Origin of the sequence: Pedobacter jamesrossensis (assembly GCF_042650905.1) — a bacterium.
Taxonomy (GTDB): Bacteria; Bacteroidota; Bacteroidia; order Sphingobacteriales; family Sphingobacteriaceae; genus Pedobacter; species Pedobacter jamesrossensis.
The window spans coordinates 1-13,224 of the sequence record NZ_JBHSBY010000142.1; the positions used below are offsets into that span (position 1 = coordinate 1).

Here is a 13,224-nt window from a genome sequence, read left to right on the forward strand (position 1 = left end):
CGATTGCTGAAACCGAAATAGCCAAGGGACAAAGACGTAAAATACAAAGCAAAAAAAAAGGGGGCCGTATCATAAAATTAAATTATGATACGGCCCCTTTTTTTTATCTATGCTTTGCATTTTGTAATGTTGAATAATTTTCCATGCTTTTTCTGCATATAAAAACTCTTTCTTCTGATGCAGTTTTTCCTCTAAAGGTTCTAAAATCCATTTACACAATTCTTCGATACCATCATTCTTATCGGCAATAGTTTTTAATATTGGAATTATTTTAGAGCCTTGATGAATAATTTTTTTCAGGTTATTGGCGAATGTTGCAGCGCCATCTCTATCTGCTTTATTTACCACGAAGCAATCCGCAATTTCCATCAATCCCGATTTAATATTCTGAATTTCATCACCAGATTCTGGAACCAAAACAACTATCGTTTTATCTGCCAAGCCAGCTATTTCAACTTCCGACTGCCCAACTCCAACTGTTTCCACTAAAATTAGATCAAAATTCGAAGCCTTTAAAACATCAACCATTTCTATTGTTTTGGCAGAAATACCTCCTAATGCGCCACGAGTAGCAAGCGAACGAATAAATACATTCGGATTATTAAATTGAGAGGCCATTCTTATTCTATCACCGAGCAAAGAGCCAAAGTTGAAAGGCGAAGTTGGATCTATCGCCAAGATAGCAATGCGTTTACCTTTAGCAGTAAAATGATTGGTTATTGCATTTACCAAAGTGCTTTTCCCCGCTCCGGGCGGGCCGGTTATACCTAAAACCGGCACTTCACTTTTACTATCCAAGTCTCTTAAAATTAAACCCGCAGGATTAATATCGTTTTCAACCAAAGTTAAAACTCTGGCCAAAATCTTGTAATTACCTTGTTTAATTTCGCTTAAAAGAGATAGATGGGTATTCATCAATAAAACTATATTTGTACAAATTAACAGAATTATTTTTAATCGCCATTGCAGAGCTTGGTATTGAGTGAGCTAAAACGCCCATCAATAATAAAACGAATGAGTTTAATGAAAGTTACCGGATTTACCTTTATCAGAAATGCCATTGCAAACGATTATCCGGTACGCGAGGCCATTCTTTCAATTTTACCGCTTTGCGATGATTTTGTTGTTGCCTTAGGTAACTCTGCGGATGAAACTGCCGAACTAATCAAAAGCATCGACCCAAATAAAATTAAAGTAATCGATACCGTTTGGAATGAAAGTTTAAAAGAAGGCGGGCATGTTTTCGCTGATGAAACGAATAAAGCTTTAGCTGCAATTTCAAAAGATACCGACTGGATGATTTACATTCAGGGAGATGAAGCCATTCACGAAGATTATCTGCCATTAATAAAGTTAGAAATGGAAGCTGAGCTTAAAAATGATAATGTTGAAGCACTACTTTTAAAATACAAACATTTTTATGCCTCTTATGATTATCTTGCAGAATCACGGCGCTGGTACAGAAGAGAGGTAAGAATTTTAAAAAATTTGCCTGGCATACATTCTTACAGGGATGCCCAGGGATTTCGAATTAACAACAGGAAGCTTAAAGTTAAACTTATCGATGCTTACATTTATCATTACGGTTGGGTAAAAGCACCAAAAGGCTTACAAGGCAAAGTGCGAAATTTTAATCAGTATTATCAAACTGAAGAATGGATAGAACAGAATTATCCAGTTCAAAATACGTTTGATATGCATAATGCAGATAGATTGGTTCATTTTAAAGGCGCCCATCCTAAGGTTTTAAAACCAAGAATTGAATCTGCAAACTGGAAATTTGAGCAAGATTTAACAAAACAAACGCCTAAAATGAATTTTCGTAGAAGGCTGCTTCAAAAAATTGAAGATTTAACAGGATTACGTCTTTTTGAATACCGTAATTACAAAATTGTAAAGTAAATGCAAAAAAGCGTTTCTATCGTTATACCTAATTATAATGGCAAACATTTGTTGGAGCAATATCTGCCTTCGGTATTTTTTGCTGCACAAAATGCAAATACAGAATTTGAAGTTATCGTAATTGACGATGGCTCTAAAGATGATAGCATCACTTTCATTAAGGAACATTACCAAAATATTAAACTTTTAATCAACGATAAAAACAGGGGTTTTTCTTACACCTGCAACCATGGCATTCGCGAAGCAAAATATGAACTGATTTTGCTTTTAAATTCTGATGTAAAACTTACCCCTGATTATTTTGAGCATCAATGGAAGTATTTCAGTAAAACAGATACATTTGGTGTTATGGCAAGAATTATGAGCTTCGACGAAACTAAAATTGAAGACGCAGCTCGCCTAGTTTATTATAGTGGTTGCAGAATTAAGGCCAATAAATTTTATTACAGCGAAAATCCACAGGATGAAAATGTTTATACCGCATATCTTTCTGGTGCTAACGCATTAGTTGACGCAAAAAAATTAAAAGAACTTGGTGGCTTTGATGAAATTTTCTCTCCCTTCTCATCAGAAGATTTCGATTTAAGTTTACGGGCATGGCAATTGGGCTGGAAATGTTATTACGAGCACCGATCTTTCTGCTTTCACCACATCAGCGGCAGTACAAAAACGCAAATCAAATCAGATTTTATTAAGAAGATATATTATAGAAACAGATTCTTTTTACAACGCATTCAGCTACAAGGATTGCGCTTAAAATTATTGCCAGTCCATTTATTGTTCGCCGAAATTATACCTAAACTTTTAACAGGCAAATTATGGATTTGGGGCGCTTATAAACAATATTTAGCATCATTTACAGCAGTTAATAGCAGTCGGCAAAAACTCGCTGCCTTAAAGAAAAAGTATAATTCTTCAATAAATGTTTCTGAGATTATGGAAATTATAAACAAATCGGTTTCAGAGAAAAACATAAAACGATTGTAATTTTATAGAGCTCCAAGCTTCAAAATATAAAGGTCTGTTTGAAAACCGTACATTTGCCAAGTTTTAATTAGATTTTTTTTGGAGGTGTTTTTAATGCATCATCCATCGTACATATTCCATTTTATATAAAATGAAGACTTATTTTCGTTTATTATCATTTGCCAAACCCATAGAAAAATTTGCAATACCCTATGTAATTGCAACATTGTTCGCAATTACATTCAACACCTTTCTATTTACATTACTTGGCCCACTGATGAGTGCCCTTTTTTTACGCAATGATGGACCTAAATCGATAACAGCTGTAGATAAAGGTTCTTTAATTGATCCTCGAGAAATTTTTCAAGCCTATATAGATAAGATAAGCTTGCTACACGGCGATGTTTATGCGTTGAAAATTATCTGTATTGTAATTGTTATTACGGTATTTCTTGCAAATTTCTTTCGTTATTTTTCACAACGATACATGGAAGATTTAAGAGTACATACCTTATTAAATCTGCGAAAAACCGTATTTGATAACGTAATGAACTTACATGTTGGGTACTTTAACAACGAAAGAAAGGGCGATATAATTTCTAAAGTAGCATCAGATGTTCAGGTTGTACAATTCACCGTAACAAATACTTTGCAAGTTGTATTTAAGGAACCTTTACAGTTAATCTTTTTCATTGGTGTGTTATTATCCATTTCTGTTAAATTAACTCTATTCTCTTTATTAGTTATTCCAATTTCTGGATTTATCATAAGTAAAATTGTTAAGAGATTAAAGCAGCAGGCTACTCAATCGCACGAATCTTTTGCAAAAATGATTGGCTTTTTAGATGAATCATTAAGCGGAATAAAAATCATTAAAGCTTTTAATGCTTCTGAGCGTATTAAAAATAAATTTGGAGAAGAGAATAAATTTTATTCTTTCTTAAACCGTAAAATGGCTAGAAGGCAACAGCTTGCGTCGCCTGTTTCTCAAACATTAGGTGTATTAGTTGTAGTTTTTATCCTTTTATATGGTGGTACCATGATTTTAACTGGTCAGGGAGATTTGAAGGGTGGAGATTTTGTAATTTATTTAGCAACATTTAGTCAGGTAATGCAACCTATAAAAGCATTAACTGATTCTTTTAGTGGCATCCATTCTGGTATTTCTGCTGGCGAGCGTGTTTTGGCTTTAATTGATACAAAGCCTGAACTTGTAAATAAAGAAAATGCAGAACGTTTAAATGAATTTAGCAATGCCCTGGTTTTTGAAAATGTTGCTTTTAGTTATGGCGAAAAAGAAGTATTAAAAAACATAAACCTGAATATTCAAAAAGGGCAAACCGTTGCTTTGGTTGGACCTTCTGGCGGCGGAAAAAGTACATTAATGGATTTAATTCCTCGCTTTCACGATCCAAAATCGGGTACAATTAAAATTGATGGGCACGATTATAAAGACTTAACTGTAGAAAGTCTCAGAAGTCAGATGGGAACCGTAAACCAAGAATCTTTCCTGTTTAACGATACCATTTTCAACAATATTGCCTTTGCTAAACCTGAGGCAACGGAGGCAGAGGTTATTGCGGCAGCAAAAATTGCCAATGCACACGAATTTATTCAGAATACAGAAGATGGCTATCAAACATTTGTTGGCGATAGAGGGAACAGGCTTTCTGGCGGGCAGAGACAACGTGTTTGTATCGCAAGAGCAGTTTTAGCCAACCCACCAATTATGCTATTAGATGAGGCAACTTCTGCTTTAGATACTGAATCTGAAAAACTGGTTCAGGATGCTTTAAACAATTTGATGAAAAACAGAACGTCTATCGTTATTGCGCATCGTTTAAGCACCATTCAACACGCAGATAAAATTATTGTAATTGATAAAGGCGAGGTTTTAGAAACTGGTAGTCACCAGGAGTTAATGTTGCAAAATGGCTTATACAAACGTTTAATAAATATGCAAGCCTTTAACGATTAGTATGAATAGTATTTTAGATATCGCGAACCCTATTAAAACTTCAGAATATCTTTTCGAGTTTTCGATATGTACACTTGTAACCCGAAAGCATGAATACAATGAAATGCTGCAGTCTTTTATCGATAAGGGTTTTTCTGATATAAATAGTGAATATCTTTTTGCCGACAACTCTACACAAAATCAATTTGACGCCTTTAGTGCAATAAATATCTTCCTAAAAGAGGCAAAAGGAAAATATATTATCATCTGCCATCAAGATGTTGTAGTTAATCACGATGGTTTTAATGAGTTAAAAAACTGCATTGATAAATTAGATAATTTAGACCCAAATTGGGGCGTATGCGGTAACGCAGGAGCAGCCGGCCCAAATCACATCGTTTATCATATTTCTTATCCCGACGGAACTTTTATGAATAAAGGCAAATTTCCTTTGAAAGTAACCGGGCTAGATGAGAATTTCTTACTAGTTAAAAACAGTGCAAACCTTAAAGTTTCGAATAATCTTAATGGCTTCCATTTATACGGCACCGATTTGGTTTTACAAGCAGAATTAAATGGCTATTCATCTTACGTTATTCCTTTCAATTTAACACATAAGAGCCGTGGAAACCGCGATGCCGATTTCTTTAAGATAAGAAAAGAATTGATTGAGAAATATAACAACTTTTTCAGAACAAGATGGATTCAAACCAACTCAACCGTATTTCATTTATCAGGTAGTTTTTTAGGCAAACTATCCGGAAACGGGCTTTTCTTATTTTTCGTAAGGATGTTTAACGGCTTAAAAAAGAGAAGAAAATAATGATGATGGATAAACCACTTGTTTCTATAGCCTTATGTACTTTCAATGGAGAAAAGTACATTTCAGAACAATTGGAATCTATATTAAATCAAGATTATCCAAACTTAGAAATTATTGTAGTTGATGACAATTCTACTGATAAAACTATAGATATTCTTAAATCATTCGCAGAAAAAAATCAGAATATCTCACTTATTTTAAATGAAACAAATATTGGTTTCAACAATAATTTCAACAAAGCATTAATGCTTTGCTCTGCTGAATATATTGCAATTGCAGATCAGGATGATATCTGGCTACCTAAAAAGATTAGTTGCTTAGTAAACAACATTAATGATAATCTTCTTATTTACCATGATTCTGAATATATAGATGATAGAGGTTTTTCATTAAACCTAAAGACGAGTACTCATCATCGTTTTGTATCAGGTAACTGTACCAAACAGTTACTTTATTATAACTGCATATCTGGCCACGCCTGTTTAATGCGAAAAGAGTTATTAGATCTAACGCCTGAGTTCAATAAAAATTTATATTACGATTGGTGGCTTGCTTATACAGCATCTTGTACCGGTAGATTGGATTTTATAAAAGACAAACTCGTTAAACACAGAAAACACATCGAAAGCTCTACCGGGAATGACAAAACTGATGCAAAATTATTAAGGGTTACCCATTTAAACCTTTTTTTAAACCATCCATTAACACCAAAGCCAATAGCACAACTTATTTCAAAGCTTTTATCTGGTTATAGCGAGCTAACCAATAAGAGTTTCTCAAAAAAACTATTTTCATTACTGATTAGCAATAGAATTGATTTACTTTTCATCAGGAAGAAGTCTTTCTACTCTCAGATTAAATTCCTGATTAAAGAAAGTTCAAAATAATTGAAGCGTTTTTTAAAGGATTAATATTATATTTTTGCCTATTCTTATTAAAAGTGAAACCTATATGTTGAACAAAATAAAGTCATGGTTTAGTGCAGTACAGAATGAAACTGCTACAACTTTTGATTTTTTAGATCCATCAAAAAAAACAATTCTTATTATTGATGATGATTTGCCTCAGCACGATAAATCTTCTGGTTCGAAAAGGCTTTTTGAGTTGCTTAAGCTATTTAAAAAGCTAAATCTGAACATTATTTTCTTGCCAAATAATGGCTTAAAATTAGAACCATACTATACGGAGTTAAAACAGTATGGTGTAGAAGTTTTACTAAACAATCCTGATAGAAAAGGATTGTTAAACACCTTAAATCAATTATTAAACAAGATTGATTATGCTTGGATTTCGCGACCGATGTTAAACATTGAGTTTCAAAAGCTAATTAAGAAAAACAAAAACACCAAGATAATTTTCGATACTGTTGATTTACATTTCGTACGTATGTTAAGGCAGGCAGAGAATGAAAATAGCGAAAAATTAAAGCGCAAGGCTATAAAATTTAAAAAGCTAGAACTCGAACTAGCCAACAAATCCGACGCAACAATTACAGTTACCGATACAGAAAAAGTATTGCTAGAAAATGAAAATATTAAGAACGTTTATGTTGTTCCAAATATTCACCAACTTCAAATGCCACTACAGGAAATTTCATTTAAAGATAGAAAAGGTATCGTTTTTATTGGGGGCTATAAACATGAGCCAAATATTGACGCCGTTAAGTGGTTTATGCATGAAATTTTACCAAAGATTTGGAATTCTTTAGGTAAAATTCCAGTGTACCTGTTAGGGAGCTTTCCTACTAATGAAATTAGCGCTTTTGCCAATGAAAATGTTTTTGTTCCTGGATATATAGAGGATGTAAGCGAATATTTTTTAAAATCAAAAGTATTTATTGCACCATTAAGATATGGAGCAGGAATGAAAGGAAAAATTGGACAAAGTTTAGAGTTTGGCTTACCAATTGTTTCTACTTCGATTGGTGCAGAAGGCATGAATTTAATTCATGAAAATAACGTGTTAATTGCTGATGAAGCAGATGATTTTGCAAATGAAGTTATCCGACTATATCAAAATGAAAATTTATGGAACGAAATTAAAGAAAATGCTTTCCAGGCAATAGTTGCATATACGCCTAAAGTTGTCGAATCAAAACTTGAAACCATATTTAAAAATTTAGGGGCTTAATCACATGAATAAAAAGCTTTCTATAATTACAGTAAACTATAATGATAAAGCTGGTTTGGAAAAAACCATTAATAGCGTTAAACAACAAACATGGCAAGATTTTGAATATTTGATTATTGATGGAGGAAGCACCGATGGAAGTGTGGATATTGTTAATAAATATAAAAATGAATTTGCGCATTGCATAAGCGAACCAGATAATGGTGTTTATAATGCAATGAATAAAGGAATACGCCTAGCAACTGGTGATTATTTATATTTTTTGAATAGTGGTGATGTTTTAAACGATAAAGATGTTCTTAAAAATGTAATCGTTCAGATAAATAATGATTTCGATATTTATTACGGAGATTTATTTTATAGAGAGGAAAATGAGCTTGTTTATTGGAAGCATCCTGAAAAACTTTCTTTTTTGTTTTTTCTCCGTGAAAACATCAATCATCAGGCATGCTTTATAAAAAGGAATCTTTTCGAAAAAATTTTCTTTTACAATGAAACCCATAAAATTATTTCTGATTGGGAATTTTTGATCTACGCAATTTGCAAGGAAAACGTACCATACAAACATCTTAAAATGATAATTAGTATTTACGATACAACAGGAATATCCTCTAGCCCTTATAACAGAGATGCTATACATGAGGATAAGACAAAAATTTTAAACAGGCTTTTCCCACTTTTTATTGAAGATTATAAAGGAATTAGCGAATTGCAATTAAAAAGAGTTAAACAGTTTTTATTTATTAAAGAGCATAAAATTGCTTTTAAATTATTGAAAGGCTTTATGAATTTAATCCTCTTGTTCTTACCCAAATTTAAAAATCACTAATGAGCAAAATCCTTTTCGACCATCAAATATTTTCGCTACAGGTATATGGAGGAATCTCGAGGTATTTTGCAAATATTCAGCAGGCTTTAGAGAAAGAGGACGATTGTTCAGGCCGTATTAGCGTGCTTTATAGCAAAAACTATTACATTAAAAACTATCAAGCACCATTTCAAAATTCGTTAGGGGAAAGGCTGTTTTCTTCGCAAGAGAAAGAATATAAATGGAATAAGAAATATTCAAAATATCTGATTGGCAAAAATAATTTTGACGTTCTTCACCCCACCTATTATGAACCATATTTTTTAAAAAAACTCAAAAAGCCATATATCATTACTGTTCATGATATGATACATGAACTAATGCCGGATTCCTTCTCTTCAAATGATATTACATCAGTTCAAAAAAAAGAGGTTATAGCAAATGCGGCAAAAATTATTACAATTTCTGAAACAACTAAAAACGATTTAAAAAATATATTTGATGTTGAAGACCATAGAATAGAAGTAATTTACCATGGATATCAACAAAAAGAGCAAAAATTTCATTCCTCGCAAGATAGTTTGCAAAAAGATAAATATTTATTGTTCGTAGGCGCTCGTTCTGGATACAAGAATTTCAACAGATTTGTAAATGCAATTGCTGCATTTTTAAAGCATAAAGGAAATATAAACCTTATCTGTGCAGGAGGTGGAACCTTTCAAAAAGAAGAAACCAAATTATTTAAAAAATTAGAAATTGAGAAATATGTCACTCAGCTCAGTGCTTCAGACCAACAATTAGACGCTCTTTACGCCAATGCATTAGCTTTCATCTTCCCTTCTATTTACGAAGGTTTTGGCTTACCTATCCTGGAAGCATTTCAAAATAGATGCCCGGTTGCATTAAGTAGTTCTGCTTGTTTTAAAGAAATTGCAGATGATGCTGCCGAGTATTTTGACCCAATGGACGAACATTCAATCTTGACCTCGGTTATGAAAATTATCGAAAGCCAAGAAAATACGAGTTCATTGGTAGAGAAAGGTATTAAAAGGCTTGAGAATTTTACTCCTCAAGCTTGTTTTGACAAAACAATTGCTTTATACAAAAAAATAAGTTAAGATAACCTTGTTTTTATAAAATTCCAGTCTTTTTGTAAAAAACTTTCTTTAACACCATTTTGTTTTCGGAAATAACGTTCTACCTTACGTTTCATTGTACGAATCATATAAGGAAGCTTGGTTGGTTTTAATATATTGGAATCAAACTTTCTATCCGTAAATAAGTGAACGCCTTCTCCATCTGTATAAAAATTAAGATTAAACTTCTGAGCTAAACAAGCAAGCGATTTTTCTGAGTATAAGGATACATGCTGACCAGTTTCAGGAATTAAATACCACCAATCTTTTAAGTTTTCTAATCCTGGATGAAGCACCGTTGTAAACAGCAAATTCTTACTGTATTTTAATATTTTTTCAATTTCTTGTAATGGATTTGGAAGATGCTCAAAAACCTCAAATGCCGTAACCATTTCAAATTTTGTGTCTTCACCTAAATTTGAGAGATCAAAAAATTCGGCAAACAAATTTTCGCAATAAACATCTGTATGATAAAAATTATATCCTTTATCACGCATCATTCTGGTAAAAATACCATATCCACCTGCATAATCTAAAAATATACTATCTGTATTAAAATGATTTGATAAAATTGGAATAATTTTATTCCTTAAAATTTCATTGCGCTCAACCAGCCCCACATCTAATTTGGTAATAGCAGAAGAATAAGATTCTGAAAGCCAATAAGGTTCTTCAGTTTGAATAAAATCGGTTTCCAAACATCTAAAGTAATCAACATCATATTTATTGAGAATCTTAATAGTTAAAACCTTTTCGGTTGGACCTCCTGTTATTTTACTTAGCATTTTTTATATAAGATTTAACTTTTTTCCAGGTAACCGAAAGTAAGTTTTTTTTGGGCAAATTGTTAGTGAACTCTTTATTTTGAGTGTATAAATCCGCCGCTACGTCCTGAACAAATAATTTTGGATGCTCTATTAAAGTTATACTTTCAATTGATTGCACCACTAAAGGATGATCAGCTGATGTGTGTGTTCCATTGCCATCAAAACCTATATTTTTAATAAGATTAACATTAGGCATAATTGTTTTATATCCCTTTATTAGATTGAGGTATGCATATTGATAATCCCAGGTATTAATTTTACCTTGAGCTACATTGGCAAATATATTTCTCCAGTTTGCTGCAAACGGAGCATGTGCAGGGAAAGCATCAAAACTTGTATCAAACATATTAAATGTCGAAATATTATAGTCATAATCTTTCCATACTCTTTTCCAGCTCGCCCAACCCCAAACATGGGTTAAAGAGGAATAGTAATAACTTCCATCTCCTCTTTTTTGTTTATCTTGAAAATTAGAGCCACTAATGTGTCCAATTCTATTATCGTTTTGGTAATAATTAAGCATTTCACTACAGAAGCCAAAAAAACTATTATCAGGCATGCAATCATCTTCCAAAACAATACCCTTATCTACGTCGTTAAAAAACCATTCGATACCCGTAGTAACTGCCATACCGCATCCCAAATTCTTCTCCCGAAATAGTGTTTTCAATTCGCAATCCCAGTCGATTTTATCAAAGATAGATCTTACTCTTTCACATGCCTTTTCTTCAATTTCATTTCTAGGACCATCTGCAGCAACATATAGATACTTTGGAGCTGCTTGCTTTACCTTGTTAAAAACTTGCATAGTTAATTCTGGTCTATTAAATACAAGCAGTAAAACAGGTGTGTTTTTATCAAATATGATCATTAAATACTATTAAATTTAAAAATCATAGTTCGCTGCGTTTTAGCAACCATTTTATAGTTCTTATCGATCAAGAAATTATAAACCTCAGATTTTTTAAGGTCAAAAAAGTCTATTATATCTTCAGCTAAAATAAATTCAGGTTTATACTTATCCCAATTATTTGATTTAAGTACTTGCAAATCTAAGCCTTCTACATCTACACTCATGAAATCTATGTGCTGTCCAGGCTCAATATGCTTATCTAATATTTCAGCTAATGGATAAACAAATATTTCCTTAGTTTCTTCTATTTTATATTTCGTAGTATTATTTCTTTCTTCAGAAAGTTCTTTTGAGAAACTGTTAAGCGCAGGTTCATCAAAGCAATAAAAGGTTAATTTATCATTTTTTTCACCTATACCTATATTTAGGTTGGTATCATGCTTCCGATATTTTTCAAAAAGGTCAATTGCATTTGGCATAGGCTCAATGTTAATTCCTCTCCAACCCATTTCGTAAAAGTGGGCGGTGTTTGAGTATTTAAATGGATGATGAGCACCAATATCAATATAAAAGCCTTTGCCCCTACCCCCCATATCGTCGAATAAAGAACTTAACAAAACATCCTCTCCATCTTGTGCATAGGATGTTTTAAAATACTTGATGGATTCTTTTTTATAATTGTTGAATAAATTTTTAAAAAACTTCATACCTCAAAGATATTCAATTTACAATGCTACAATCCATCTTAACTTTGTTTTATTTAAAAGCCAAATAGTTGCTAAACTTAAACCATAAACAATTATAAATCTGATAAAAATATACAATAGCATAAATGGAACAGACATTTCCTGAAAAGGAACTAGATGAAATGGTCTGAAAATTTCTGGTAGTAGAGATACTACAAAAATATAATGAATGAGATAAATACCAAAAGTTGTTTGTCTTGGCTTAATAATTTTTGTAAAGTTAAAATTCCTAATTTTTAGTAGCAATGCCAACGTCGCAAGGGAGTAAAAGATGTTACTTAACCTTAAGGTATTATAAGGGTCAACACTTCTGGCATTCATCAATCTGGCAATATCAAAAACAGCCCAAATGAAAGTTATTAAGAATAAACAAACAAAAATAAGGATATTAGTTTTTCTAAAAAATTGCTCCAACTGATTCCAATAATGATTACATATTGCACCCAACCACAGATAAAATATGAAGCCAAAAATAGCGATTGTGTGAGAAGGTATGAACCACTCAAAGTATACATTAATGCTATAAATGAGACTGAATACTAAAAGCGAAAAACCCAACCAAAAACTGTATAAGTACTTTTTAAAGCATAACAGAATGGCTATGCAAAACATAAAATTAATGATAAACCAATAATTTGTATATAAATAAACTAATTCTATTTTGGATATAAGTTCGGGCACGAAATGAAATTCATCACCAGATTTGTGTAAAGCTATGTAACGCTGAGCTAGTATAGCTACTAACAATACCAAAGACCAAATTAGCCAAGGCATAAATGTACTTGAAAGTCGTCTTTTAAAATATTGCCAAGAAGAATAACTGGTAAATTTATCCCCTAGTAAAAAGCCCGCTAAAACAAAAAATGCAATTGTGCCAAATTTTGATATTTGAATTAAACAGATATACAGCATGTGTTTTGGGGGAAAGCCCTCGAAAATATAGGTTCCATTATAAACTGAATGTTCCATAACAATACCAATCATTGCCAAGCACCTAATGGCGTCAATAAAATCGAAGTTTTTTTTATGTGCCGGGTCGATAAGATTTTGTTCTGCTGCTTTCTCCATACTTTATA

The 13,224-nt window shown here is 32.4% G+C and carries 13 protein-coding genes; 8 read left to right on the forward strand and 5 right to left on the reverse strand.

Annotation, left to right across the window (positions count from 1 at the left end; translation table 11 throughout):
- Positions 1–69 precede the first annotated feature (69 nt).
- Positions 70–915 (reverse strand): methylmalonyl Co-A mutase-associated GTPase MeaB, encoded by an 846-nt coding sequence (meaB, locus tag ACFOUY_RS18310; protein ID WP_378962692.1) that lies wholly within the window; start codon positions 913–915, stop codon positions 70–72.
- A 108-nt stretch (positions 916–1,023) separates the two neighbouring features.
- On the opposite strand from meaB, the gene ACFOUY_RS18315 reads away from it, so the two are divergent.
- The 8 genes from ACFOUY_RS18315 to ACFOUY_RS18350 all read left to right on the forward strand — a co-directional run bounded on the left by ACFOUY_RS18315 (position 1,024) and on the right by ACFOUY_RS18350 (position 9,704).
- Entirely contained in the window at positions 1,024–1,902 is an 879-nt protein-coding gene (locus ACFOUY_RS18315) for a glycosyltransferase family 2 protein (protein ID WP_378962693.1), read from the forward strand.
- Entirely contained in the window at positions 1,903–2,889 is a 987-nt protein-coding gene (locus ACFOUY_RS18320) for a glycosyltransferase family 2 protein (protein ID WP_378962694.1), read from the forward strand.
- 130 nt (positions 2,890–3,019) lie between these two features.
- The gene (locus ACFOUY_RS18325) at positions 3,020–4,846 is read left to right on the forward strand and encodes an ABC transporter ATP-binding protein (RefSeq protein WP_378962696.1); all 1,827 of its coding nucleotides are present in this window, start codon (positions 3,020–3,022) and stop codon (positions 4,844–4,846) included.
- 1 nt (position 4,847) lies between these two features.
- A complete protein-coding gene (locus tag ACFOUY_RS18330; RefSeq protein ID WP_378962697.1) occupies positions 4,848–5,648 on the forward strand; it encodes a hypothetical protein in 801 nt (266 codons plus the stop codon).
- Positions 5,649–5,653: 5 nt separating this feature from the next.
- Entirely contained in the window at positions 5,654–6,535 is an 882-nt protein-coding gene (locus tag ACFOUY_RS18335) for a glycosyltransferase (RefSeq protein WP_378962698.1), read from the forward strand.
- A gap of 64 nt (positions 6,536–6,599) precedes the next feature.
- Complete coding sequence (locus tag ACFOUY_RS18340) at positions 6,600–7,778, forward strand: glycosyltransferase family 4 protein (protein WP_378962699.1); 1,179 nt, start codon at positions 6,600–6,602, stop codon at positions 7,776–7,778.
- 4 nt (positions 7,779–7,782) lie between these two features.
- The gene (locus ACFOUY_RS18345) at positions 7,783–8,607 is read left to right on the forward strand and encodes a glycosyltransferase family 2 protein (RefSeq protein ID WP_378962700.1); all 825 of its coding nucleotides are present in this window, start codon (positions 7,783–7,785) and stop codon (positions 8,605–8,607) included.
- Entirely contained in the window at positions 8,607–9,704 is a 1,098-nt protein-coding gene (locus ACFOUY_RS18350; protein WP_378962701.1) for a glycosyltransferase family 4 protein, read from the forward strand. Before ACFOUY_RS18345 ends, ACFOUY_RS18350 begins: the two co-directional genes overlap by 1 nt.
- Here ACFOUY_RS18350 and ACFOUY_RS18355 read toward each other — a convergent pair.
- Genes ACFOUY_RS18355 through ACFOUY_RS18370 form a run of 4 tightly spaced genes read right to left on the reverse strand, consistent with a single transcriptional unit; the run spans position 9,701 to position 13,216 of the window.
- Entirely contained in the window at positions 9,701–10,507 is an 807-nt protein-coding gene (locus ACFOUY_RS18355) for a class I SAM-dependent methyltransferase (protein WP_378962703.1), read from the reverse strand. The two genes, ACFOUY_RS18350 and ACFOUY_RS18355, sit on opposite strands and share 4 nt — an antisense overlap.
- The gene (locus tag ACFOUY_RS18360) at positions 10,497–11,420 is read right to left on the reverse strand and encodes a nucleotide-diphospho-sugar transferase (protein ID WP_378962704.1); all 924 of its coding nucleotides are present in this window, start codon (positions 11,418–11,420) and stop codon (positions 10,497–10,499) included. The genes ACFOUY_RS18355 and ACFOUY_RS18360 overlap by 11 nt, the downstream gene beginning before the upstream one ends.
- Positions 11,420–12,109 carry an FkbM family methyltransferase gene (locus ACFOUY_RS18365; protein WP_378962705.1) on the reverse strand — a complete coding sequence of 230 codons (690 nt, stop codon included), beginning with the start codon at positions 12,107–12,109 and terminating at the stop codon, positions 11,420–11,422. Before ACFOUY_RS18365 ends, ACFOUY_RS18360 begins: the two co-directional genes overlap by 1 nt.
- A gap of 18 nt (positions 12,110–12,127) precedes the next feature.
- Positions 12,128–13,216 (reverse strand): acyltransferase, encoded by a 1,089-nt coding sequence (locus ACFOUY_RS18370; protein ID WP_378962706.1) that lies wholly within the window; start codon positions 13,214–13,216, stop codon positions 12,128–12,130.
- Positions 13,217–13,224 lie beyond the last annotated feature (8 nt).